The sequence below is a fragment of the Pandoraea thiooxydans genome (assembly GCF_001931675.1).
GTDB classification, from domain to species: domain Bacteria; phylum Pseudomonadota; class Gammaproteobacteria; order Burkholderiales; family Burkholderiaceae; genus Pandoraea; species Pandoraea thiooxydans.
In genome coordinates this window covers 3,067,258-3,091,852 of record NZ_CP014839.1, presented here as the reverse complement: position 1 = coordinate 3,091,852, position 24,595 = coordinate 3,067,258, and the positions used below count along the sequence as shown (strand labels likewise).

The 24,595-nt window shown below is 63.0% G+C and carries 25 protein-coding genes and 1 tRNA gene; 16 read left to right on the top strand and 10 right to left on the bottom strand.

Features of this window, described 5'->3' with window-relative positions; genetic code table 11:
- Nucleotides 1-27 precede the first annotated feature (27 nt).
- From PATSB16_RS14165 to PATSB16_RS14145, 5 genes are all read right to left on the bottom strand, one after another.
- Nucleotides 28-939, bottom strand: coding sequence for a helix-turn-helix transcriptional regulator (locus PATSB16_RS14165; protein WP_047214766.1), 912 nt, complete (start codon nt 937-939; stop codon nt 28-30).
- Nucleotides 940-1,366: 427 nt separating this feature from the next.
- Nucleotides 1,367-2,296, bottom strand: a complete 930-nt coding sequence (locus PATSB16_RS14160; protein ID WP_083566784.1) for a lytic transglycosylase domain-containing protein — start codon at nt 2,294-2,296, stop codon at nt 1,367-1,369.
- A gap of 13 nt (nt 2,297-2,309) precedes the next feature.
- Nucleotides 2,310-2,972, bottom strand: coding sequence for a type III secretion system export apparatus subunit SctR (gene sctR, locus PATSB16_RS14155; RefSeq protein ID WP_047214765.1), 663 nt, complete (start codon nt 2,970-2,972; stop codon nt 2,310-2,312).
- On the bottom strand, nt 2,962-4,080 hold the full coding sequence (sctQ, locus tag PATSB16_RS14150; RefSeq protein ID WP_047214764.1) for a type III secretion system cytoplasmic ring protein SctQ: 1,119 nt from the start codon (nt 4,078-4,080) through the stop codon (nt 2,962-2,964). Before sctQ ends, sctR begins: the two co-directional genes overlap by 11 nt.
- Nucleotides 4,081-4,101: 21 nt before the next feature.
- On the bottom strand, nt 4,102-4,962 hold the full coding sequence (locus PATSB16_RS14145; RefSeq protein WP_052892692.1) for a helix-turn-helix transcriptional regulator: 861 nt from the start codon (nt 4,960-4,962) through the stop codon (nt 4,102-4,104).
- 66 nt (nt 4,963-5,028) lie between these two features.
- Between PATSB16_RS14145 and PATSB16_RS20900 the strand changes: the two genes are divergently transcribed.
- The 16 genes from PATSB16_RS20900 to PATSB16_RS14075 all read left to right on the top strand — a co-directional run bounded on the left by PATSB16_RS20900 (nt 5,029) and on the right by PATSB16_RS14075 (nt 20,649).
- Nucleotides 5,029-5,208 (top strand): hypothetical protein, encoded by a 180-nt coding sequence (locus tag PATSB16_RS20900; protein ID WP_156884754.1) that lies wholly within the window; start codon nt 5,029-5,031, stop codon nt 5,206-5,208.
- A gap of 204 nt (nt 5,209-5,412) precedes the next feature.
- Entirely contained in the window at nt 5,413-7,587 is a 2,175-nt protein-coding gene (sctV, locus tag PATSB16_RS14140) for a type III secretion system export apparatus subunit SctV (RefSeq protein ID WP_237170235.1), read from the top strand.
- Nucleotides 7,588-7,640: 53 nt separating this feature from the next.
- Nucleotides 7,641-7,907, top strand: coding sequence for a type III secretion system export apparatus subunit SctS (gene sctS, locus PATSB16_RS14135; RefSeq protein ID WP_047216586.1), 267 nt, complete (start codon nt 7,641-7,643; stop codon nt 7,905-7,907).
- Nucleotides 7,908-7,978: 71 nt separating this feature from the next.
- The gene (gene sctC / locus PATSB16_RS14130) at nt 7,979-9,928 is read left to right on the top strand and encodes a type III secretion system outer membrane ring subunit SctC (protein WP_052892691.1); all 1,950 of its coding nucleotides are present in this window, start codon (nt 7,979-7,981) and stop codon (nt 9,926-9,928) included.
- Nucleotides 9,903-11,051, top strand: coding sequence for an FHA domain-containing protein (locus tag PATSB16_RS14125; protein ID WP_169834620.1), 1,149 nt, complete (start codon nt 9,903-9,905; stop codon nt 11,049-11,051). Before sctC ends, PATSB16_RS14125 begins: the two co-directional genes overlap by 26 nt.
- A gap of 144 nt (nt 11,052-11,195) precedes the next feature.
- A complete protein-coding gene (locus tag PATSB16_RS20895) occupies nt 11,196-11,402 on the top strand; it encodes a hypothetical protein (RefSeq protein ID WP_156884752.1) in 207 nt (68 codons plus the stop codon).
- A 123-nt stretch (nt 11,403-11,525) separates the two neighbouring features.
- Nucleotides 11,526-11,993 carry a hypothetical protein gene (locus PATSB16_RS14120; RefSeq protein WP_047214763.1) on the top strand — a complete coding sequence of 156 codons (468 nt, stop codon included), beginning with the start codon at nt 11,526-11,528 and terminating at the stop codon, nt 11,991-11,993.
- Nucleotides 11,994-12,032: 39 nt separating this feature from the next.
- Complete coding sequence (gene sctJ / locus PATSB16_RS14115) at nt 12,033-12,824, top strand: type III secretion system inner membrane ring lipoprotein SctJ (protein WP_072628653.1); 792 nt, start codon at nt 12,033-12,035, stop codon at nt 12,822-12,824.
- 4 nt (nt 12,825-12,828) lie between these two features.
- Nucleotides 12,829-13,500, top strand: a complete 672-nt coding sequence (locus PATSB16_RS14110) for a SctK family type III secretion system sorting platform protein (RefSeq protein WP_047214760.1) — start codon at nt 12,829-12,831, stop codon at nt 13,498-13,500.
- Entirely contained in the window at nt 13,482-14,099 is a 618-nt protein-coding gene (sctL, locus tag PATSB16_RS14105) for a type III secretion system stator protein SctL (RefSeq protein ID WP_047214759.1), read from the top strand. The genes PATSB16_RS14110 and sctL overlap by 19 nt, the downstream gene beginning before the upstream one ends.
- Nucleotides 14,096-15,481: a FliI/YscN family ATPase gene (locus PATSB16_RS14100; RefSeq protein ID WP_052892689.1), complete on the top strand. Its 1,386-nt coding sequence runs from the start codon at nt 14,096-14,098 to the stop codon at nt 15,479-15,481. The genes sctL and PATSB16_RS14100 overlap by 4 nt, the downstream gene beginning before the upstream one ends.
- Complete coding sequence (locus PATSB16_RS14095) at nt 15,471-16,013, top strand: hypothetical protein (protein ID WP_047214757.1); 543 nt, start codon at nt 15,471-15,473, stop codon at nt 16,011-16,013. The genes PATSB16_RS14100 and PATSB16_RS14095 overlap by 11 nt, the downstream gene beginning before the upstream one ends.
- 3 nt (nt 16,014-16,016) lie before the next feature.
- Complete coding sequence (sctT, locus tag PATSB16_RS14090) at nt 16,017-16,802, top strand: type III secretion system export apparatus subunit SctT (RefSeq protein ID WP_047214755.1); 786 nt, start codon at nt 16,017-16,019, stop codon at nt 16,800-16,802.
- A complete protein-coding gene (locus tag PATSB16_RS14085; RefSeq protein ID WP_047214754.1) occupies nt 16,802-17,836 on the top strand; it encodes an EscU/YscU/HrcU family type III secretion system export apparatus switch protein in 1,035 nt (344 codons plus the stop codon). Before sctT ends, PATSB16_RS14085 begins: the two co-directional genes overlap by 1 nt.
- 175 nt (nt 17,837-18,011) lie before the next feature.
- Nucleotides 18,012-19,841 (top strand): glycoside hydrolase family 15 protein, encoded by a 1,830-nt coding sequence (locus tag PATSB16_RS14080; RefSeq protein ID WP_047214753.1) that lies wholly within the window; start codon nt 18,012-18,014, stop codon nt 19,839-19,841.
- Nucleotides 19,842-19,869: 28 nt separating this feature from the next.
- The gene (locus tag PATSB16_RS14075; RefSeq protein ID WP_047214752.1) at nt 19,870-20,649 is read left to right on the top strand and encodes a metallophosphoesterase; all 780 of its coding nucleotides are present in this window, start codon (nt 19,870-19,872) and stop codon (nt 20,647-20,649) included.
- Nucleotides 20,650-20,711: 62 nt separating this feature from the next.
- On the opposite strand, the gene PATSB16_RS14070 is transcribed toward PATSB16_RS14075, so the two are convergent.
- The 5 genes from PATSB16_RS14070 to pal all read right to left on the bottom strand — a co-directional run bounded on the left by PATSB16_RS14070 (nt 20,712) and on the right by pal (nt 24,589).
- Entirely contained in the window at nt 20,712-22,001 is a 1,290-nt protein-coding gene (locus PATSB16_RS14070) for an NCS2 family permease (protein WP_047214750.1), read from the bottom strand.
- Nucleotides 22,002-22,075: 74 nt separating this feature from the next.
- Nucleotides 22,076-22,933, bottom strand: coding sequence for an undecaprenyl-diphosphate phosphatase (locus PATSB16_RS14065; RefSeq protein WP_047214749.1), 858 nt, complete (start codon nt 22,931-22,933; stop codon nt 22,076-22,078).
- Between the two features lie 139 nt (nt 22,934-23,072).
- Nucleotides 23,073-23,148, bottom strand: a tRNA-Lys gene (locus tag PATSB16_RS14060).
- 185 nt (nt 23,149-23,333) lie between these two features.
- Nucleotides 23,334-24,077 (bottom strand): tol-pal system protein YbgF, encoded by a 744-nt coding sequence (ybgF, locus tag PATSB16_RS14055; protein WP_052892688.1) that lies wholly within the window; start codon nt 24,075-24,077, stop codon nt 23,334-23,336.
- 8 nt (nt 24,078-24,085) lie between these two features.
- Nucleotides 24,086-24,589, bottom strand: coding sequence for a peptidoglycan-associated lipoprotein Pal (gene pal / locus PATSB16_RS14050; protein WP_047214748.1), 504 nt, complete (start codon nt 24,587-24,589; stop codon nt 24,086-24,088).
- Between the last annotated feature and the right edge of the window lie 6 nt (nt 24,590-24,595).

The following is a 24,595-nucleotide window of genomic DNA, read 5'->3' as shown; positions in this document are numbered from 1 at the left end:
TTATCGCGCCATATCAGGAAACGCGCGTTACACCAGGCCCAGACGCCCGGCCGTGTAGGCCAGTTGTGCACGATTGCTGACCGCGTATTTTTTGCGCAGCAGCCGCAGGTGGTAGTCGACGTTATGCGACGTCGTGTGCAGGCGCTGTGCGATTTCCTTGTCGCTCAGGCCCGCTGCCAGCCCCGCCAGAATGCGCTGCTGCATTTCCGAGAGCATGGCGGTGCCGTTTTGCTGCGCCAGCGCGCGGATGTAATCGTTGGTGTTCTGATGAATCGCCAGGCCCAGCGTCATCGCCTGGCCGATCGTGCTGTCGCCGATCCAGTCGCCGCTCGGCTGCGGGCCGCTGAAACCGATGACGGTATGCAGATTGGTGCGCGGCAACGGCATGCCGAACATCAGGCCGCTGCGCATCCCGTGGCGGTCCAGCGCGGCGGTGAGGGCTCGTCCCCGCACGGGATCGGTGCTGCGTCGCAGCGTCTCGTGCAGTGTGCCGAGATCCCAGATGATCGGCAAACCGACGCTCGACACCGAGGCCAGGCGCGGGTCGATCCGATGAAAACCGTCCCGAAAATAGCTCTGAAAGAAATCCGGCGACACGCCGCAATTGAGAAAAAAGGCGCGCACGATTTCGTCGTCGATCAGTTGCAGCGTCACGCAGACCATGCAGGTGAACCCGATGATGTGCAACATGCTGCGAATGACGCGAATCCGTTCCTTGGCGTTGCGTGCCGAATCGAGTTCGGCGGCGATCGAGGCGCGGCCGCCGAACGGCGGGTGCCGCAGGCCGTGGCGGAACTGGTGAATCGAGAGGTCGACCTCGTCGCAGAAAACCAGCTCCGGCATGCAGGGCGGCGCATCGAACGCGCATGGCTGCGGCGCGGCCGCGCCCGACGGTTGAGTCGCGGACGGCTCGGGGGAAAGAGAATGCACCAACGCCATGACAGTGCCCCTTCAAGGGCAGGCAAGAGCGCAATGGTTCATATGACTGACAGGCACGGGAGTCGAACGCGTCGGGACGGCAACTGCTCCGCAGATGCGCCGCGCAATGGCGGCGGGCGCGACGGAAACGCAATTGTCCGACCCGACTGTTCGCACCGTGCGCCGATTGCGGACCGGCCTGCGGTTGCGTGACAATCACCGCCCGATAGGCGGCGGGCTCTCTTGCATTCCCGTATTCGTGGTTTGGCACTCGAAGCGTTTTTCTGGTGAGGCTGCAGATCGTGCAACCTTCGCTGTGGTGGTCTTCGCTTCGTTGTGCAGCAAGTTTAAATCATAACCAAAAAATGTTTCAGTTAAATTTCTAGGTCTTATATTCTTTATTGCGCCGCGGTAATAAGGCTGCCGAAATGATTACCCGGGACGATATTCACGGAGACGTATGTAGACACCGCATGCACAATCCCGCGGTATTGGCGCGACATGCCACGAGCAACACCTGGCCGTGGCCGCTGTGTCTGCAGGAGTCCGAGTTCGTGGTCGACGTCAGGCCCCGCGCAACCGGGATGGGCACGATCGCACGGCTCGCATCCGGGCGCGCCGCCGCGGGGCGCGGCATCGTCCACATTGGCGGGGCGGGCGCGGTAACGCCGAGCCGTGCCTGGGTCGCGGCACTGTCGACGACTTTCGTGACATAGCCCTGCCGGAATCCTGTGGTGAAATTACCACTGTAGTAGCACGACAGCGCCGCGCGCAATGCGGCCTGTTGCGTCGGGTAACGCGCCAGCGAGCGGGCGTAGCACGACGCCAGGATCTGCGCGCCGGCATGCAGATTGCGGCATACGTCGAAAATGGTCGTGTAGTTCTCGCCGTAGCGAGCCAGATTGTGGCGATTGATCTGCCCCAGCCCGAGACTGAAGTTGTACCCGGCGGCGGCGAGTGCCCGTGCGGTGGCCACCGCCTCGGCAAGTGATCGCGGCTGTCGCCTGAGGTGGGCGCCGACCACGCCGATGGCATAGGGATTGAAATCCGACTCGACCCGCACCAGCGCTGCCAGTGTCAGCGGGCCGACATGCGGGGCGCACCGCGCGGCGAGCGCCTCGAATCTGGCTTGCCGCAAGGCGCCGGCGTCTTGCGCGGCCCGCGCGGCGCGCGGATCCTGGCGTGACTCGGCATAGGCCTCGGCAGTGGCGTCGACGATATGCGTATCGGCGCCTCGATCGACGTGCGCCCTGGCGTGCACCGGCAGGACGATCAGCGGGTGCGAGTCCCATGCCGAGGCCGGCGTGACGGGGCCCGCCAGCAGAATGAAGACGGCTGCGGCAAGCCAGACGAATGTGCGTGAGCCTGGTCGCCGCATTGCGTCCTCCATCCTACCGATACGAGAGAATCAGGCCGTGCACCAAAACGGACCAGCCGTCGAGTGCGACGAACAGCAATAGTTTGAACGGCACCGAGATGGTCGTCGGTGCGATCATCTGCATGCCGAGCGCGAGCAGCACATTGGCGACGATCAGATCGACTACGACAAAGACGATGTAGATGATGAAGCCGATCTGAAACGCCTTGGTCAACTCGCTGAGTGTGAAACTGGGCACCAGCACCGTCAGGTCGTCGGCCTGCAGGGTCTGCGCGCGCGCGGCCGGCCAGATGCTGGTGGCTGACTTCAGGAAGAAATTGCGTTCGCGCTCGGAGGTATGTTGCTCGAGAAATTTCTTGATGGGCGGCTCGGCAACGGTGAATGCGTTGCTGACATCGTCGATCGTCATGTTCTGACTGATCGAAAAATTGGTTGCCCGCAACGCATCGGCGACATCCATGCCCACCGGCGCCATGATATAGATCGACAGAATGATGGCGATGCCGTTGAGCACGATGTTGGGCGGCACCTGCTGGATGCCGAGGGCCGCCCGGATCAGGCCAAATACGACCACCAGCTTGGTATAGCTGGTAATCATGAGCGCCGCGAACGGCGCCACGCCCAGTACGGCGATCAGCGCCAGCAGCGCGACCGGATTCGGAAGATTACCGGGCATGATGGGTGCCTGCGAATTCCGAGACCCGCACGCCCAGTTTGTTGCCAACGGCGATCAGGTGGCCATGGCCGACCCGCGCGCCGTTGGCCAGGATGTGAACCCGGCTCTGATTAAGGGGTTGTTCGAGCTCGACGATGTGGCCTTCGCGCAAGGCCTGCAGTTCGGCCAGTGTCATGGTGCGCTTTTCCAGCTCGAAGCTGACCTCGACCTCCATCGCGTCGAGTGACTTGAGCGTGCTGTCGCCGGCGTCGGATGCCTCGGCCGTGGCGATGCTGTTCTCTTCATTCAAGGAAACCTCCTGGATTTTTTCTATCAAGATCTGGTTGCCGCCGATCTTGCCGGTGATGACACGACCGACTTCGCCCGGCAGCACGGCTTTGCACATCAAGGACTTGCCTGCGGACACCCAGTGTTCGATGCCGACGATGTCCCCGTGGGCGATGCCGCGCATCTCGCGCAGCGAGAGCCGGGTGGTGCCCAGCCGAAAGACCAGCCCCACCGGCAGCGAGCCGAGGCGGTGGCGCGGCCGGCTCGCCGGCTCGCGCTCAGCGCAGGCCAGCGAGAGCCAGCGGTCATCGTCGAAATGCAGTGCGCCATAGCAGTGCCAGTCTTCCGGGGCCTCGGTGGCCGGAGCCGACGCTCCTTCGGCGCCGGGCTCGATCACCGTTTCGCGCGTGACGTGAAAGCGCAGCCAGCCGACGTCGTCGGGCGAGCCGGGCGGCTGCGCGTCGCCGGGCGGCAGCAGCTCCATCGGCCGGCGCAACAGCTTTTCCAGCGCGTCGAGCCAAGGCGTCAATGCGTCGGCGACCAGCGCGTAGCGCAGGTCCGGCGGCACGTCGGGATGGGCCGCGTCGCCGATGAGCAGGCGTTCGGCCCACGCCTCGAGCAGTATCCAGCCGGTGGCCGGGCCGCATTGAAAACGATACGTGCAAGTCGGCTGCGACAAGCGTGCGCCGTAGTCCCAGCGGCAATGAAACAGGAAGTCCCGCACCCGGCATGCCAGGGAGTCCGGCCATGCGTAAATGCGATTGAGCGTCTGCGCGACCGGTTGGCTCAGACGGGGCAGCGCCGCGGCATCGGCGAGGTTCTGGAAATCGGGCGGGCGCACGGATGAGGTCCTGTGTTTCGATCAGTTGGAGAGAAAGCGCCCGGTGATATAGGCCAGTTGCACGCGGTTTTGTGCGCCATAGCGCTTCTTGAGTTGCCGCAAGTGATAGTCGACGTTATGAATCGACATATTCAATTGATCGGCGATTTCCTTGTCGCTCATGCCGTTGGTGATGTAGTTGAGAATATTGCGCTGCACGTCGGACAGCCCGCTCATGTCGTGCGCCAGGTTGGGCGTGGCGACGTGATGCAGCAAAAATTCGTGCAGGCTCAGGCCCACTGCGTAGGCCTGGCCGACCACGCTGTCGACGATCCAGCCCTTGCCTGGCGTCGACGAACTGAAATGAATCACACTGTGGTCGAGATTGCGCGGGTTGACCAGCCCGAAGGTCACGCCGCTGCGGATGCCGGCACGCTCGGCATCTTCGATGAAGCGTTGCGTGCGCAATGAGTCGCGGCCGTGCTCGCGGGCATTGGCGAGGATCGATAGATCCCAGATCAACGGCCATTCGTAACGGCTGGCGAAACACAGCCGCGGGTCGACCTCGTGATGTTTTTCGCCGAAATACTTCTTGGGCCAGCCGGCGGGCGAGAATGTGCCGTAGTACAGCGCATCGCTGACCATCTCGCCGATCTGCGTGAAGCGGCAGTAGCAAAGCCAGTTAAAGCCCAGCGTGCGCAGCATCGTGCGCACCAGCATTTGACGCTCTTCGGGGCTCTTTGCGTTGCGCAGATCGCTGGAGGCACCCGAGAACTGCCCGAGCATCGTGCCGTCCGAAATGGCCTCGGTGCTCCTGCTCGCGGCGATATGCTCGTCGCCGATGATTGAGAATTCACGATATTCGTGTTGTGTGCCCTGGATACCTGGCGCGAATTTATGCATAGGAAGGTAAACCTCGTCTCCGATGATGGTTGAAGCAGGTCTCGCTCGTCGCCGGATCGATATTTATTGAGTAAGCGTTATTCTTTTGGTGACGACACCTCCCGAATTGAAGCCGCCGCGCGCGTGCGGCGAAATTATTTAGAAAATCGAGCGATCGCTCAACTCGCCGAGCTGGTCGGCACGAGCGCCAGGTTCGGTAAAAAACAAGAATTGGCAGTACATATAATTTACGCGTTTGTCATCTGATAGATGAACTACAGGCACACGTAGTATTCGTAAAAATGCCGCAATTAAAGCGATGGCCAACTACGAATCTCCGGATTGTGCGGCGATCCCGCGCTTCGTACACTTCCCTACATAGCATCGAATAAACGTACGTGGCGAAAGCGGAACTTGCGGCGTGCGAGCAACTGTTGCCGGTGCGCGTTGCCGTGTCAGGGCGACGGCGCCATGCCAACCGATATAGCCTGGAAGAAGCGGTTCGACGAAAAGATGATGCGACCTGGAAAATTGCTGTCAGGGTGGGACATCGCGGCGGCGCGGCCGTGGTTGCTGCCGATTTCGCTGTCGCGCAATTACGACCTGATGCTGGCGCTGTTCGTTGCCGCCGTGGTGGCGCTGTTCGTGCTGCCGCTGCCGACCGCGATGATGGATGCGCTGATTTCGATCAATCTGGCGGCCAGCATTCTGTTGTTGACGGTGTCGACTTATCTGCCCTCGGCAGTGAGCTTTTCTTCATTCCCGGCACTGCTGCTGTTCACGACCCTGTTCCGACTCTCGCTGAACATCGCATCGTGCAAGCTGATTCTGCTGCACGCGAATGCCGGCCACATCATCGACACCTTCGGGCGCCTGATCGTCGGCGGCAACGTGGTGGTGGGCGGGGTGGTGTTTCTGGTGATTGCCGTGGTGCAGTTCATCGTGATCGCCAAGGGCTCGGAGCGCGTGGCGGAGGTCGGTGCGCGCTTCTCGCTGGACGCGATGCCCGGCAAGCAGATGAGTATCGACGCCGATTTGCGCGCCGGGGTGATTTCGTCGGACGAGGCTCGGCACCGGCGCGAGATGCTCGAGCAGGAGTCGCAACTGCATGGCGCGATGGATGGCGCGATGAAGTTCGTCAAGGGCGATGCGATCGCCGGCATCATCATCGCGTTCATCAATATCGTGGCCGGCATCGCGGTCGGTACGCTGATGCACGACATGAGCGTGGGCGGTGCGATTCATCGTTATTCGGTGCTTACCGTGGGCGACGGCATGGCCTCGCAGATTCCGTCGCTGCTGGTGTCGATCGCCGCGGGCATCGTGACGACCCGGGTCGCCACGCGCGATGCGCGCGAGCGGCACCTTGGCGAGCAGATCGGCGCGCAGGTGGCCGCGCATCCGCGCGCCATGGTGATTGCCGCGCTGGTATTGCTTTCGTTCTTGCTGGTGCCGGGCTTTCCGAAGTGGGCCTTCGGCGCGCTGGCGTTGATTCTCGGTGGACTTGGCGTTTCGCTGTTGCGGCGGCGCGGCGACAAGCCCTCGCTCAATCTGATTGCGCTGGCCGATGCCGCGGGCGAGGGCGAAGGCGAGGGCGGCATGGCGTCACACGCGGCCGGTGTCACGGCACTGGTGGCCGTGCGCCTGTCTGACGATCTCAAGTCGGAAATCAACCTGACGCGCCTGCAAGCTGCGTTATCGAGCTCGAAATCCAAGGTGGACGCGGATATCGGTCCGCTTTTCCCGCGCATCAATCTGGCCTATGGCGTGAGCGGCGCGCTGGGTGCCGCGGGCGCCACGGGCGTGTATCAGATCACCGTGCAGGACGTGCAGGCCGCCAGCGGCCAGGTGCGGCCCGGCTGGCTGCTGTGGGACGGACAGTCCGAGTTGCCGGCGGTGATCGAAAAGCATCCCAGCGAGCCGTTCGGACCGTTCGCGCACCCGGTGTGGATTCAGAGCCCCGCCGGACAGCCGCCGCTGACCGACCGCCAGGGCTGGAACTGCGAACAGGTGATCGCAGCGCACGTCGAGCAGGTGGTGCGCAAGCATGCCTCGGCGTTGATCGGCATTCAGGAGGTGCAGAATCTGGTGCAGCTGGTGCGGCGCGATCACGCGGAACTGGTCGCCGAGCTGATGCGGCTGGTGCCATTGCAGCGCATCACGGAAGTGCTGCGCCGGCTGCTGATGGAACACATTCCGGTGCGCAACCTGCGCGTGATCTTCGAGAGCCTGATCGCCTGGGCGCCGAAGGAGCCGGAAGACACCATCGCTCTGGTCGAGATGGTGCGCGTCGATCTGCATCGGCTTATCACCGACCGTTACTGCGGCGAGCAGCGCAGCCTGGAGGTGATCCTGTTCGAGCAGAGCCTGCAGGAGCGCATCGAGGCCAACATCCTGCGCAGCAAGCAGGGCAGCATTCTCGGCCTGGAACGCCCCATCAAGCAGGAGATCTGCGATCAGGTCAAGCGCATCGCCGATCTGGCGCAGCGCAAGAGCCAGCTTGCGGTAATGGTTTCGATCAATGCGCGCCGCTACGTGAAGACCTTGCTCGAACCGCTGTTGCCTGATTTGCCGGTGCTCTCCTATCAGGAGATCGAGGAGGACGTGCAGTTGCAGACGGTCGGCTGGGTGATGAATCCGCCGTGATGCGGGTGTTGCCGGCGTCATCCGGTTTGTCACCGATTTTGGGGAGCCTTTTTTTGAATTCGTCGACGATTCTCGATATTACCCGCCAGGGTCTGACGTTGATTCTGCTGATCTCGCTGCCGGTCGTGCTGGTGGCCGCGGTCTCGGCGCTGATCGTTGCCGTGGCTCAGGCGGTGACCCAGGTGCAGGATCAGACGATCAGCTTTTCGGTGCGGGCCATCGCCGTGATGGTAACCATCCTGCTGATGTCGGGGTGGGGCGCGGGAGAGATTCTGCGATTCGCCCAACAGGCGCTGCAGCAGGTCATGAGTATTACGTGATGATGAATAACGATAGCGACTTACGACGTGACGGGGGCGTGGGGATGGCCAAATTATGGTGCGCGAGGCTGATGGGAATTGTCGTGGCGCTCAATGTGCTGATGATCGCGCATGCGGCCGGCGCGGAGCTGCATTGGAAGAACCGGCCGTTTTCCATTGTGGCCGATAACAAGAACGTGGGCGACTTCATTCGCGAACTGGCCTCCTCGCAAGGGGTGACCGCGGTGATCAATCCGAAGGTCGGTGGCGTGATCAGCGGCAAGTTCGATGGCTCGCCGGCGGCCACGCTCAATACGGTGTGCGCGACCTACGGGCTGACCTGGTACTACGACGGGTCGTTCCTGTACGTCGACCCGGCAAGCCAGGCGCGGACGGAGGTGTTTTCGATTCCGAAGGGAAGCGCGCAGGAATTGAGCCGGGTGATCGAGGCGATGCGCATTCCCGATCGGCGGTTTCCGCTGGTGATCAGCGACAAGGAGAACACGGTTTATGTTTCGGGCCCGAATCGCTACGTGGATCTGGTCAAGCAGGCGCTCAATACGTTTTCCAACCCCAGTTATAACGACGATCGCGCCGAGATTCGCGCGTTTCCCTTGAAATATATGTGGGCCTCCGATTTCTCCATCAATCGCGACGGTAAGGAAGTGACGGTGCCGGGCATGGCAACGCTGCTGCGGCGCCTGTTCGGATTGCGCAAGGCCGGCCCGGGCGAGAACGAGCCATCGGCGCTCGAGGGCGGCGCGACGCGGCAACTCAAGCTCGCAGGCGGCAGCACGTTCAATGTGCCGAATATTCAGTTACCGACTATGCAGGGCAATTCCGGCGGGGCCTATGGCGGTAACCGCAGCGGCTTGCCGCAGTTCGGCGGTACGTCCGACCTGTTCGGCGCGGGCTCATCGAGCAGTAACCAGTTACCCAAGATCGAGGCTGACCCGGCGATCAATGCGGTGCTGATCAGGGATCTGCCCGAGCGCATGAGCCAGTACAAAACGCTGATCGATTCGTTGGATTCCCGGCCACAGTTGTTGGAAATCGATTTGACGATCATGGATATCGACACCAATTCGCTACAGGACCTTGGGATCGATTGGCGGGTGCATACCAAGCACGGCGACTTTCAGTTCGGTCACGGCACCAGCCCGGCACTGACGTTTAACGCCGCCACCACGGAAGCCGGGCAGACGCTGACCGACAGCAATGGCAACAGCATCACGCCGACCGGCATGGCGTTGACCGCGTCGATCGGCGGCTCGCTGGCGAACTATCTGGTGGCCCGCGTCAATGCGCTGGCACAGACTGGCGATGCGCAGTTGCGTGCGACGCCGCGCGTCCTGACACTGAACAACACGGAGGCGATGCTGCAGGATTTGCAGACGTTTTACGTGCCGGTGTCAGGCTATCAGGACTCTTCGTTGTATGGCGTGACAGTAGGCACCAGCGTGAAGGTTACGCCGCTGATCGTCAAGCGTGGCAGTGGCCAGATGGACGTTAAGCTGTCGATCCAGATCGACGACGGCAATCAGACCGGCACCACAACCTCTGACAACATCGATATTCCGGTGGTCGAGCAGCGTTCGATCGTAACGCAGACGATGCTCCGGGAGGGCAAGAGCCTGTTGATCGCCGGCTTCAATACAGATCAGTTCCAGAACAACAAGACTGGCATCCCGTTGCTGCAGGACATCCCGATTCTCGGCCATCTGTTCAAGTACACCAGCAAGTCCGGCAAACATATGGAGCGCTTCTATCTGTTGACGCCGCGCGTGGTGGTCGCCGATAGCAATCTGCCGCCGAGCGCTGTCAACAACGGTGCGGTGCCGCCCAACGCGCAACCGGTATATCGCGGCCAGGATGCGGTTGCCGGGGCGCCGCAGGCTCAGGCCAGCGGTGCGTCGCCGTCGCCGGCACCGACGCCTCCTCAGGTGCCGGGCACGGTGCGGCCGGTCGCGGTACTGCCGGCGCGACAGGTGGTTGGTGCAGCTTCGAGCAAGCCTTATGGATCAAACGACAGCAGGCCATAAATCGCCATGGCAACTCAACTTTCTCAGTGGGCCGATGATGGGACGCAGCATGAGCCTGAGTCTGGGAGAGAACTGGGTCGGTTCGTCGGCGGAGTGCGATGTGATTTTACCGGACCGCGATGTCGCGGCACGCCACTTGCGGCTGCACGTCGGGCATATCGCCGTGTCGATCCAGAACGCGACCGACGCGGCTGCCACGCTCAACGGCGAGGCGCTGGGTGCCGGGCGGCGCACCCTGGTGCCTGGCGACGTGGTCGGTGCAGGTTCGATTCGCTTCGGCATCCAGTGGGCGGCGCCGGCGTTGGCGGTGCCGCCGGAGTACGAACAGGCGGCGGTGGCCGCGCACAGCTCACCTCTGTTGGCCTGGGCGGCGGGCGTGCCGGGTGCACTTGCGCGTATCGACGTGCGCAAGTGGCTGCTCGGTGTGCTTATAGCCTGGGCGGTGCTTGCGCTGGCCGCGGGGGGCTATTACGCAGTGACCCATCGCGGCAACGCGCAGTGGGCGGGGGCAAACCAGTTCGAACGGATTCGCATGGTTCAGCAGGCGCTGACCGGCTATCCGGAGCTGGCGGTTGCCCCTGGCGATGGAGGCAAGCTGGTGGTCAGCGGTTATTTGCCGACTTCCGGCGAGCGCGACCAAGTGCAGCACGTCATCGAACCGTTCGGCGGCGTCGTGCTGGGGAAGATTTACAACGTCGACAAGATGGTGGCCGAGGCGCGGCAGTATTTCAGCGACACGCCGCTGTCGGTGAGTTATGGCGGACATGGAAAATTGGTGATTTCCGGCGTAGCGCCGCCGGCCGGCAGCGCGGCCTTGGCACAGCGCATACGCAATTTCCAGCACGATGCGGCGCCCGCGGCAAAGGTGGTCGACGAAGTGCAGTATCGCGGCGCGCGAGGACCGGTCAATCTGGGCAGCGGTGCGCCGCTGCCGGAGATCGTTGGCGTCTATCAGGACGACAGCGGTACACGCTTTATCCAGACGCAGAACGGCGAGCACTACTTCGAGGGCGCGCAAATGCGCGATGGTCTGCAAATCGTCAGTATTGCGCCGGACACCGTGGTGTTCGAGCGCGGTGGGCAAAAGATTGTTTGGCACATTGCCGGACCGGGTCAACCGTGATTCGGTCGGCGTTGGAATGAGGCGGCAATGTGCCGCGACAGGGCGTGACAGGGCGCGCATGCGTCCTTCGCGAGGCGACTGGCCCGAGAGATCGGACAGTCAATGATGTGTGGTTCAACTTACTTACGGTGAAAGGAGTTCATCATGGGCGCTCCATCAACAGTGGACACGACAAGCCAAACTGACACGATTACGGCTGAAATGAATGCCGAGAAGCAAATTACCCAGGATGGCATCAAGGCGCAGGTGGTCAGCCAGGCCTGCAACGTAGAAAACGGCGCCGCTCAGGGCGCCACTTCGACTGCTGCGACCATCGGCGGCGGTCTGCGGGACGGTACGCGACTATCGTGACCTGGGACGACCAGGACGGCGCCAGCGCCGCCCCGGTGTCTGTGAAATGCGGGCCGATTACCTCGCCGGGCATTGCGATGTCCGGTGAGGGAGGCCGATGTTTTTCTTGACGGAGAATGCATCATGGCAATTGGTGAAATTGCGGCCGCGACCGGCGGCGCCGGTATGGCGGCGATGCCGCCGCCGGCGGTGTCAGCGGCGAATTCGCCTCAACCCGATCCGGCCGATGTTCAGGCGTTCGATCAGACGATGTCTGCCAATGGCGCGAACCCGGCCGACACAACCCAGGTCACCACGCACGTGGCGCTCGATATGAATGGCGCGACGCCGGCGTCCGGCATGAGCGGGTTTCTGGGCGAGGTTCGGGATCAGGTGCAGGGGCTGGGCGACAGCTTCACGAGACTCGCTCAGCAAGAGCCGGCGATGCTGCAGAGCATGCGGGACGGCGACTACACCGGCTCGATGATCGCGATGACGGAGTTCAGCCTATCGTCGCAAATGGCATTGGCCAAATGCAATATCGACCTGGGGCTGGTGCAGGCCGGTAACAACTTCTGCGGCTCGATGTTGCGCGTTCAGCAAGAAGGCTAAGCGCATTGGCGCGCAGCCGGTAGGCGAGGGTCATCGTTCATGAATAAATTGCTGCGAATATTCGCTGTGGGTCTGCTCGCGCTCCTGCTGGCCGGCTGCCAGCAGGAGCTGTACACCGGGCTGACCGAAAACGAAGCCAATCAGATGGTCGCGGCGTTGGCCAACGCCAATATCGCGGCGTCGAAAGTGGGCGTGGACGCGGGCGACAGCCGGAGTTGGCAGGTCAATGTCGGCGACGGAGATATTCCTGCCGCGCTCAATGTGCTGCATGCCGCCGGGCTGCCGCGTCCGCGCTTGACCAACCTTGGCGAACTGTTCAAGAAGCAGGGGTTGGTGGCCACGCCGGCCGAAGAGCGCATTCGATACATCTATGGAGTCTCGCAGGAGCTGTCCAAGACTCTGCTGGACATCGACGGCGTGGTGGCCGCGCGCGTGCAGGTGGTGATTCCGCGCAATGATCCGCTCAGCGATAAGGTCCGTCCGTCTTCGGCGGCGGTATTTATCAAATATCGGCCAGGCATCGACTTGCGTGTCATGGCGCCAATGGTCAAGGACCTGGTGGCGCACAGCATCGAGGGCCTGACTTATAACAACGTGTCGCTGTTTCTGACTGCCGCGCAAGTGCTGCCGGCCTCGAAGCTTGCCGCGGCAGGCGGCTGGCATGGCATCTCCAATGTATGGGGATGGCTTGGCGCGCTGGCGATCCTGCTGGTGCTGCTGACGCTGGCCCTGCTGCTGTATCAGGGGCGGGGACGCCTGCGGAATATCGTTGCGCCGCGCGGCCGAGGCGAACGTCGGCCGGCCGATCAGCCGGTGAGCGAAGGCGGCTGAGCGCGTGAACAGGACCGCCCACCGCCCCGTCCAGACCGCGCTGGCCAGTCTGGCGTGCGAGTTCAATTTGCGGCCCGACAATTATATTCATGCAACCTGGCTGCGTCAGACATGGCCAGGCGACCGGGGCGAGCCGGCTCGCCTTGGCGCGCGTGGTCGTACCGCGCTGGCGCGCGTGTTGTCGCGTCGGTACGGACTGGACGAGGCGACGCATTTCGATTTTTCGCACGAAGAATATCGTCTGGCGCTTCTGCCCCCGGCGGTTCTGATGCGTCTGGGCGACGACTGTGGTCTGTGCCTGCATCGGGAGAGTCTGCGCGAGGCGGGCGGGCGGCGCCTGCAACGCACGCTTAACGATACCTTCGGCGAGGCGACGCTGGCTTTCGTCATGCAACGTGTGCCGCCGTTCGACGCGATTGCCGAGAGCGTCGAGCCGCTGCGTCAGTATCCGGAGCGCGCCGCGGCGCGTATTCGCGAGCGGGGCGCCCGGCTGGTGCTCGATTTCCTCGCGCCGGCCGGCAAGGCGCTGCTCGATCGCCTGCAGCTGAAGTTTCCGTTCGGGGTGGCCGCACAGCCGCCGTATTTGCTCAACGGCATGCAGCGCCAGCAGGTCAGCGAGTTGATCTTTTTGTGTTTGATCCCCGAGAGGCTCGGCGAATGGGACTGGCTTTTCTGATTACCAGCGAGAATCTGCAGATTCTCAGCGAGCGCAAGGTGCTCAAGGAAAACGAGTACGCGGCGCTGCTCGAGGCAAACACGATTATCGCCACGGCGCAGAAAGAGCGCGAGCGCATCCTGCAGGAGGCGCAGCGGCAATACGAACAGAAGGAGCTGCTCGGTTACCGCGACGGCGTGGCGCGCGGCCAGCTCGAATACGCCCGCAAAGCCATTGCGTCCGCGCTCGATTCGGCCAGTCAGCTGCGCGCGCTGAAGCAGACGATGGCCGACATGGTGATGCGCGCGGTGACCGAGTTGGCCGACGAGCTCGAGCCGCGTCATTTGTTCGCCGCAGCCTTGCGGCGCATCGAGGCATTGGTGCGCGACGAGGCGTTTGTCGTGCTGCGCGTGGCGCCGTCGCAGGAGGGTGCGCTGCGCGAGGCGCTGGCCAAGGTGTGGCAGCGCGACCTCAATGCGCAGCCGGTGAAGGTTGTGGTCGACCCGAGCCTGGCGGAGACGGCATGCGTGGCGCAGACCCCGTCGGGCGAAATCGACGCGAGCCTGGAGACTCAGATTGCGGCCTTGCGCCAAGCGATATTGCAGCGGGAGACGCCATGAACGAGAGTGACGACTTTCCGGATGGCGCGGCGTTCGACGCGCCCGCCCTGGATGCCGACGGCGCGGCCTTGCTGGCTGGCGATATGGCGCGCGCGCTGGAGCGCTTTTCGCCATTGCGCATGCGCGGGCGCGTCAATCGCACGGTTGGGCTGTTGGTCAATGCGTCGGGCATTCAGGCCCGGCTCGGGGAAATTTGCGAGCTGCGCACGCCAGGCGAGAAGCCGCTGCTGGCCGAAGTGGTGGGCTTCTCGCGACAGAATACGCTGCTCACCCCGCTGGGCAGTGTGCACGGTTTGTCACCGGCCACCGAGGTTCTGCCGTCGGGGTACAGCCATGCCTTCGAGGTCGGACCGGGGCTGCGCGGGCGCGTGCTCGACGGCCTGGGGCAGGTGATCGACGAGCGCGGCACGCTTGCCTGCGATAAGCGCGTGACGACCTACGGCGAGCCGGTCAATCCGTTGCGCCGGCAGATGATCGCGCAGCCGATGCCCACCGGCGTGCGCGCGATCGATACGCTGCTGACGGTGGGGGTCGGTCAGCGCATGGGGATTTTCGCGCCGTCCGGGTTGGGCAAGAGCACGCTGCTGGGGATGATCGCACGAGGCGCGCAGTGCGACGTGATCGTGATTGGCCTGATCGGCGAGCGCGGGCGTGAGGTTCGCGAGTTCATCGAGCACAACCTCAGCGACGAAACGCGGGCCAAGGCGGTCATCGTGGTGTCGACCTCCGATCGCCCTGCGATGGAGCGCGTCAAGTCGGCTCACGTGGCCACCGCGGTGGCCGAGTATTTTCGCGATCAAGGCTTGAGTGTGCTGTTGATGGTCGATTCGCTCACGCGCCTGGCGCGCGCGCAGCGCGAGGTCGGGCTGGCCAGCGGCGAGCCGCCGACGCGGCGCAGTTATCCGCCCTCGACATTCTCGCTGCTGCCGCAACTGCTCGAGCGAGCCGGCCAGGGGGAGCGCGGCTCGATCACGGCGTTCTATACGGTACTGGTCGAGGGGGAAGCCGAGTCGGATCCGATCGCCGAGGAAGTGCGCTCTATCCTCGACGGTCATATCGTGTTGACGCACAAGCTGGCAATGGCCAATCAGTTCCCGGCGATCGACGTATTGGCCAGCCTGAGCCGCGTGATGCCCCAGGTGAGCAGCGACGGGCATCGGCGCGCGGCCGGTCAGGTGCGGGCTCTTTTGGCGAAATATCAGGATATCGAACTATTGGTGCAAATCGGCGAGTATCGGCAGGGCAGCGATCCGCTGGCCGATGCGGCGATTGCCGCGCGCGGCGACCTGCTGGCATTTCTTTCGCAGTCGCCCGAGCAGCTCGACGAATTCAATAACGCGGTGGCACGGCTGCACGCCTTGGCGGGTCAATATGGACGATAAGCTCGAGCGGCTGCGCCGCATTCGCGAACTCAAGCGCCGCTCGGCACTCACGCGCGCCAATCAGCAGGACGCGACCGTGAATCAGTCGCGCGCGGTGTTCGCGCGCGCTCAGGCAGTGCTGGGACAATGCATCGAGGGACAGGCCAGCGAGGCGCAACGATTGTCGGAGGTCATGAGCGGCACGCGCGCTACCGTGCGCGAGTTGCAGTATGCCGGGCAAAACGAGGTGGCCCTGCAACGGTTGATTATCCGCGCCGGTCAAAACGCGTCGCAGGCCAGCGAACGGCTGCGGGAGGAACAGGCGCGCCTGGACGAACTGCGACGGCATTTCTGGCGCGCCGAGGCAAATACGCGCAAGATCGACAAGCTCGACGAGCGGGTGGCGCAGCGCCGGGGCAAGCAGGAGGAGTTCCGGGCCGAGCTGGCGCTCGATGCGGCCGCGCTGCGGGGGCGTGCCGGCGCGGCCGCGCTGCTCGATGACGGCGACATTGACGAGGCCGGCGCGGCGGCGTTGCCGGGCCTGCCGGAGTAGTCCGTGCAGACCTTGGCGTTCGCGGCGCAACTGGCGACGTTCCATGCGTTCCTGATCGTGATCGCTCGGCTGGTGCCGATTTTCCTGATGTTGCCGGCGTTTGCCAATCGCGTGGTGATCGGCATGGTGCGCAACGGAATCATCGCCGTGCTGGCCCTGGTGATCGTGCCGTCGGTCAATATCGGCGCGCTTGAGGCGCTACCGGCGCTGGCGTGGTTCGGGATCGCGCTCAAGGAGGTGCTGATCGGCATGCTGCTTGGATTTACCTTCAGTATTTTCCTCTGGGCCTGCGAGAACGTCGGTCATTTGATCGATTTCCAGACGGGGTCCGGCAACGCCGCATTTTTCGATCCGCTGTCGGGCCAGGAAAGCGGGCCGACCGCCGGGTTTCTCGGCTATTTCGCCATCGCGCTGTTCGTCACCGGTGGAGGCCTGCAGGCGATGCTCGGGATCATTTTCGAGTCTTACCGGGTCTGGCCCGTGACCTCGTTCTTCCCGCACATGCATGCGGCGCTCGACCAGTTCGTGGCGCGCCAGAGCGATTCACTGATGGACTGGACGATCAAGCTGGCGGCACCGGTCATCATCGTGCTGCTGCTGGCCGAATTGGGCATCGGCCTGATTGGGCGGGCCATGCCGCAATTCAACGTATTTCTGTTTTCGCAGCCGATCAAAAGCGCGCTGGCGTTATTGATGATGACGCTGTTTCTCTATTTCATTTTCGATGCGATGCGTAACTTCTTGCGGCCGGGCAGCGGCCTGTTGCAGATGTTGCACGCGATTCTGTAATGGCGGAAAAGGACCAGAAGCCGACCCCGCGGCGCCTGCGCGAAGCCCGCAAAGAGGGGCAGGTGGTGCGCAGCCAGGAAGTCACCTCGGCGGTGGTTTTCGTCGGTATGACATCGGCACTGGCATTGGGCGGCGCGTGGCTGTTCGAGAACTTTTATCAACTGTTCAATATGGCCATGGCGGCGGTTGCATTGCATCGCCCGGGCTCACACATGGCGGCTTCCTATAGCGCCGCACTGCACGCATGGCTGAGCATGGGCCTGGCAATCATGTTGCTGTGCGGCGTGCTGGGAGTGGCCGGTGCGTTCGCGCAGGTCGGCGGGCTGATCGCCTGGTCGCGCATTCGCCCCGACCTGAAGCATCTGAACCCCGGCGAGGGTCTGAAGCGGATGTTTTCGCTGCGCAATCTGATCTCCCTGGCCAAGACGAGCGCGAAGACGCTATGCCTGGCGTTGCTGCTGTTCGTGGCTGTGCGGGGCATGTTGCAGGCGCCGCTGGACGCGGGCTACCTGGAGCCGATGCAGATACTTGCATTGACTGCGCGGCTCATCATGACGATCCTGGGGTGGGCTGCCGTGGTATTCGCGGTGTTCGCGGCGCTCGATTACGTGCATGAGCAGGCGGAATTCACCAAGAAGCAGCGCATGTCCATCGAGGACGTGCGGCGCGAATACAAGGAAACCGAGGGCGATCCGCGCGTCGCGGCACGCCGGCGCACGCTGGCGCGCGAAGCGCTGTTCAATGCGATGGAAGATCGGGTGAGGGCGGCCTCGGTGATTCTGTATTCGCCGCAGCATGCGATTGCGCTGTGGTACATCGGCGCCGGCACGCTGCCGCGCGTTATTCTGCGCGGGGAGGGGGAGGTGGCCGTTCGCATGCGCGAGCAGGCCGAGCGCAATCTGGTGCCCACGCTTGCCAATACCGGTCTGACCGAGAAGATTTTCGAGCAGGTGCCGCTCGACCGGTATATCGACCGCACGCTGTTTCGCGAAGTGGCCGAGTTGCTACAGTGGGCTCAGGGAGACCGCCCGTAGAGGAGTCTGGCGGCGCTCGGCGCGATCGCAGGCCAAGCCACCCGCCCGGGTGGTTTCATTTTTGAGCGGGCGCGGCGGCACAGGCGCCAGGTTCAGGTGATACGGTGACGAGGCAGAACTAAAGGCGTTAAGCTATGTCGGTCGAAAAGGGATTGACACGACGCCGGAGAACGCCATGCCATCGAAGATTGAAGACTACGCGTTGATTGGAGATTGCCACACGGCCGCGCTGGTTGGCCGGGATGGTTCGATTGACTGGCTGTGTTGGCCGCGGTTCGATTCGAGCGCCTGTTTCGCCGCCTTGCTGGGCACGGCAGATAACGGGCGTTGGCAAATCGCGCCCGCCGCGGAGCCAGTCAGCGTGCGACGCGCGTATCGCAAGGATACGCTGGTACTCGAGACCGAATTCGAGACGCCCGAGGGCACGGTGGTGCTGATCGACTTCATGCCGCTGCGCGACAACACCGCCGATCTGGTGCGGCTGGTGCAGGGCAAGCGCGGGGCCGTGCCGATGCGCATGCACATGACGCTGCGCTTCGATTATGGCCTGTCGATCCCGTGGGTTCGCAAGCTGCAGGATGGCTCGGGCATCCAGGCCGTGAGCGGCCCGGACAAAGTAGCCCTGCGCACGCCGGTGAGCCTGAGCGGCGTCGGTCTGAGCACGGTGGCCGAATTCACCGTGCATGAGGGCGAGACAGTGCCGTTTATCATGACGCACGTCGAATCGCATCATTCGGTGCCGCGCTCGATCGATCCGCAGGCGGCGCTGCGTCAGACCACCCGATATTGGCAGGCCTGGGCGAGCCGGTGCGTCGCGGGCGGCCCATGGGCCGACGCCGTACGGCGTTCGTTGATTACGCTCAAGGCGCTGACCTATTCGCCAACCGGCGGCTTGGTGGCGGCGCCGACCACTTCGCTGCCCGAACAGCTGGGCGGTGTGCGCAACTGGGACTACCGGTATTGCTGGCTGCGCGATGCGACGCTCACGCTGCTCGCACTGATGAATGCCGGCTATTTCAGCGAGGCCGCAGAGTGGCGCCAGTGGCTGGAGCGGGCCGCCGCCGGCAGCCCGGAGCAGATGCAGATCATGTACGGCCTGGCTGGCGAGCGCCGGCTGGCCGAGTGGGAGGTCGATTGGTTGGCCGGCTACGAAAGCTCGCGACCGGTGCGGATCGGCAACAACGCGGTCGGGCAACTGCAGCTCGACGTCTATGGCGAAGTGCTGGATGCGATGTATCAGGCACGGGTAGGCGGTCTGTCGCAGGACGATACATCGTGGGCATTGCAGTGCGCGCTGGTGAGCCACCTGGAAAAGATCTGGCGCTTGCCCGATGAAGGCATCTGGGAGGTGCGCAACGGCCGCCAGCATTTTACGTATTCCAAAGTAATGGCCTGGGTTGCCTTCGATCGGGCCATCAAGACCGCCGAGACGTTCGGGCTCGACGGGCCGCTCGAGCATTGGCGGGCTGTGCGCGACGAGATTCACGACGACGTGTGCCGGCATGGCTTCGATGCGAAGCGTGGATCCTTCGTGCAGAGTTACGGCTCGCACGAGCTCGACGCGAGTTTGTTGATGATCCCGGAAGTGGGCTTCCTTCCGCCTTCCGACCCTCGTGTGCAAGGCACGCTGCAGGCCATCCGGGAAGATTTGATGACGGACGGGCTGGTGCAGCGCTATCGATCGCATCATGCGGCCGATGGGCTGCCGGCGGGCGAGGGTGTATTCCTGGCGTGCAGTTTCTGGATGGTCGACAATCTGGTGATGCAGGGCCGGCGCGATGAGGCGCAGCAATTGTTTGAACACCTGCTGAGCCTGCGCAATGACGTCGGTTTGCTGGCCGAGGAGTACGATACCGTGCATCGGCGCCAGGTTGGCAATTTTCCGCAGGCGTTTTCGCATATCGCCCTGGTGCATGCAGCCTTGCGCCTGAGCGGCGACCGCGGCGAGAGCGTGATGCAGCGCGAGGACGAGCCGGCGCAGGTCAGCTCGCTTCACGAAGCATAATCGCAGCCCGAACCGCACCAGACCCCGCATGCGCATCCGCATTCTTTCCGACCTGCATCTTGAATTCAACCTCCCGCGCGAGATTCCCGAGGTCGACTGCGATCTGGTCGTGCTCGCGGGTGATATCTCCAATCGTGAGGCCGGTATCGAGTGGGCCGGGCGAAGCTTTCGCCAGCCGGTGGTCTACGTGCCGGGAAACCACGAGTACTACGAGGGCGAACTGGGCAGCGTCGAGCAGGCAATGCGGCATGCGGCCGCGCAATTCGGCCACGTGCATTATCTCAACCAGGACGTGGCGGTTTTTGCACCCGAGCGGATCAGGGTGATTGGCGTGACGCTGTGGACCGACTACGCGCTTTTCCCACACGTGGATTCTATCGATGCGATGCACGCATGCGCGAGCACGCTGGCCGATCATCGCTGGATTACGGTGCGCCCGGAGGATGCGGCGATCAGGCCGTTTGAGCCGGCCGATGCGCTGTCGCTGCACCGTCGGCAATGCCGATGGCTGGCGGATCGGCTCGGCGAGCCGTTCGACGGCAAGACCGTGGTGGTGACCCATCATGCTCCGCATCCCGGCAGCCTGCATCCGAGGTTCGCGCAAGACATCGTCTCAGCGGGCTTCGTCACCGATCTGTCGGCGCTGATGGGGCCGGCATGCCTGTGGGTGCATGGCCACACGCACGATTCTTTCGATTACCTGGCCAGTGGCACGCGCATCGTCTGCAACCCGCGCGGGTATATCGGTCGGCACAGCGGCATACCGGAGAATCCGCGATTCGATTGGGCGCGCGTGGTGGAAATCTAACCGCGTTCAACCGCCTGTCGGAGACGGTTGCGCCGACCGGTTACCAGCCGGCCGGCGCGAATTCAGCCGATCACGATGTACTTGATCAGGAACAGGACGGCGACGCACCAGGCGGCGGGATGCACTTCCTTGTAGCGGCCCGTGAACAGTTTGAGCACCGCGTAGGCGATAAAACCGAACGACAGGCCGTTGGCGATCGAGTAAGTGAACGGCATGGCCAGCGCGGTGAGCGCGGCCGGCGTGGCTTCGGTCGCGTCGTCCCACTGCACATCGAGCAGTTCGCGCAGCATCAGGCCGGCAACATACAGCAGGGCCGGCGCGGTCGCATAGGGGGGCACCGATGCGGCCAGCGGTGAGAGAAACAGCGCGGCCAGGAACAGCGCGGCGATGGTCAGCGCCGTCATGCCGGTGCGCCCGCCCGCCTGCACGCCCGAGGCGCTCTCGATGTAAGCGGTAGTGCTGCTGGTGCCCAGCAGCGATCCGAAGAAAATCGCGATGCTGTCGGCAAACAGCGCGCGGCCCAGGCCTTTGTACTGGGTACCCTCGAGCAGGCCGGCACGACGCGCCACACCCATCAAGGTGCCGGTCGCATCGAACACCTCGACCAGCACGAAGACCAGAATGACGTGCAGAAAGCCGGTGTGCAGCGCGCCCCGGATGTCGAGCTTGAAGAAGGTCGGCGCGAGGCTCGGCGGCATGGCGACCACCCCGGCGAAGTGGTTCAGGCCGAGCACCATGCTCAGCACGGTGACCGCCAGAATACCCAGCAGGATGGCGCCCTTGACGCGCAGCGCATCGAGCACGGCGATCAGGAAAAAGCCGAAGATCGCCAGCAAAGCCTGCGGCGAGTGCAGGTTGCCCATGCCGACCTTGGTGGCCGGATTGGCGATCACGATATCGGCGTTGCTCAGCGCGATGATGGCCAGGAACAGGCCGATGCCTGCGGCGATGGCGCTGCGCAGCGATTTCGGCACCCCGGCGATCAGCCAGGAGCGGATGCCGGTGACCGTCAGGACGATAAACACACACCCCGAGACGAATACGGCTCCCAGCGCCTGCTGCCACGAGTAACCCATCGCACCGACCACGGTGAAGGCGAAAAAGGCGTTCAACCCCATGCCCGGTGCCATGCCGATCGGGTAGTTGGCGACGAACGCCATGATCAGGGTACCCAGGGCGGCGGCCAGACAGGTCGCCACGAACACTGCGTTCTTGTCCATCCCGGTGCCGGAGAGGATGGTCGGGTTGACGAAGATGATGTAGGACATCGTCAGGAAGGTCGTCAAGCCGGCAATGACTTCGGTGCGGGAGTTGGTGCCGTGTTGTTGGAGTTTGAATAGTCGTTCGAGCATGCTGGGGACTCCTCGGTTTCTTATCGTTTTTCTGGGCGGATTTTGGCATGCGCCTCGGCGCATGCCGGGGGCGGTCAGTGCAGCACTTGATTGATGGCCAGCACTGCCACCGAAGCGAACAGACAATAGTAGCCGAACAGGTGCCAGCGCCCGTGCTCGAGCCATTGCGACAGCCATTTCAGCGCTACCAGACCGGCCAAAAAGCTGAATACCATGCCGACCAGGCTTGGCCACGCGAGGGTGTAGAAAGTGCCGTTGAGCGCCAACGAACTGCCGCTGTGTTTGACCAGGCGATACACCTCGCGCAGGATCACCGGGGGCGTCAGCACGACGGCCAGCGCGAAGCTGAATTCCTCGAGGCGAGCCTTGTCGATGCCGAGAAACAGGCCCATCGAAATGGTCGAGCCCGATCGGGAGAAGCCGCGAAACGGCAGGCAAAGACCCTGAATCGCCCCGATCCAGGCCGATGCGCGACTGTCCAGTGGCTGCGGAGGCGCATACGACTGCCGCTTGCCCGACAAAATGATCATGATGCCGGCCGCGGCCAGACCCGACGCGATGATGTAGACATTGCCGAACAATTGCTCGACATCGGAATGCTGGGCACCGCGCAGGATCACGCGCTCGATCAGGAGCATCAGCGCGAGTCCGATGACGCCGGTGAAGGCGGTAGCTACCACCACCTGTTTGACGATGCGCCAAAAGGCAGGCCAGGAGGAGAAGTAGCGTTCGCGCCAGGATTTCCAGAAATAGACGATGACCGCGAACATCGTGCCGGTGTGAAGCATGACGAGAAACAGCGTCATCTGCGGGGCGGATGGATTCAGCCCCATCATTTTCTCGGCCAGGATCACGTGCGCGGAACTCGATACCGGCAGCAATTCGCAAACGCCTTGCACGATTGCCAAAATCAGAATTTGCAGAAATGTCATCGGACTCGTCTCGTTGAATGAGGTACGAAATTTTAGAGGATAAACGATGACAACGCCGTTTTGCTCGGTTAATTTGCCGTGAAGCGAGAGTCGGCGGCAATAAAAAAGGCTTGCGCATAGCGCAAGCCTTTTGAGTTCGTGGTAGGCCGTGCGTGACTCGAACACGCGACCAACGGATTAAAAGTCCGCTGCTCTACCAACTGAGCTAACGACCCAACGAGACAGCGATTTTAGTTGTTTTTCCGAGAGAGTGTCAAGTTCAGGCGCCGGCGATGCACTCTCGGCCGAGTGCGTCGCTCGCCATGGGCATGTCGCATGCGCCGCCTCGCCTGTTCGCGATGAGGCGGTCGACGTCAAAAACAAAGAACGCCGCTCGTTCGAGCGGCGTTCTGTGGACGAATCAGCGCAGCTTGGCCAGACGCTGCTTGGCGACCTGCGCCGAGTCGGAATCGGCGTACTTGGAAATGATGGTCTGCAGGGTTCGGCGTGCGGCGACCTTCTGTCCGGTCTCCTGCTGGTTGGTGGCGATCGCCAGCAACGCCTGCGGTGCGCGAGGATGATTCGGAAACTGGCTGACGACGTTCTGCAGCACGTTGTTCGACGCCTTGTAATCACGCAGCGCGTAATACGTATTGCCGAGCCAATATTCGGCGTCGGGCAGATATGGGCTGTTGGGATAGTGCTTGACGAACGACGAGAGGCTGCCGGAAGCGCCCTTGAAATCGCCGTTGCGGAACTGATTGAGCGCCGCGTCGAATTCGGTCTTTTCGCCCGGCTGAACCGTACCGGTAACGCCGTCGACGGTGACTTGCTGCGGTTCGAGTTTCTTCAGGCGCGCATCGAGATCTGCATAGTAATCTTTTTGATTCTTCTGCAGCGTCGCGAGCTGGTTCTGAAGCTCCTGGTTTTGGCCTCGTTCCGCGTCCAGGGCTTGTTGCAACTGCTGGACCTGATTGTTCAGGTCCAGCAGGTTGCGTGTCAACCCCTCGATACGCGTATTACTGCTATCGACTTTGGCGCGCAAGTCGAGTACGGCTTGGCGCGCCTGATCGTCATCGAACAAGCCGGCATGAGCGACCGGTCCCAGCAGCAGGCAGCCGAGCAGGCCGGCATGTACAAATGATTTAAGCAGTCGAGGTTGCATGGCGATGATTATTGATAAGCGAGATCCGCGCGACGGTTTTCAGCCCAAGCCGCTTCGTTGTGGCCCAGCGCTTTCGGCTTTTCCTTGCCGAAGCTGACCGCTTCGAGTTGCGAGCTCGGCACGCCGAGCAGCTCGAGCACCTTGACGACCGCTTCAGCGCGCTTCTCACCCAGTGCCAGGTTGTATTCGCTGGTGCCGCGTTCGTCAGTATTGCCTTGCACCAGCACATGACGGTTCGGGTGAGCGATCAGGTACTTGGCATGGGCTTCGAGCATGCTCTTGTAGCTGTCCTTGACCGTGTAGCTGTCGAAATCGAAAAACACGCTGCGCTGAGCGAGCGGGCTGTTCGGATTGTTCAGCTCGTCGACCGCGCTGACCGGAGCAACGCTGCGGGCGTTGGCGCCTGCTCCGTTGGCCGAACCCGCGCCATTGTTGAGCTTGACGCCGGAGCTGCAAGCAGCCAGAGCGACGACCGTGGATGCGGCCAGGATGTTACGAATTAAAGAACTCATAGGACC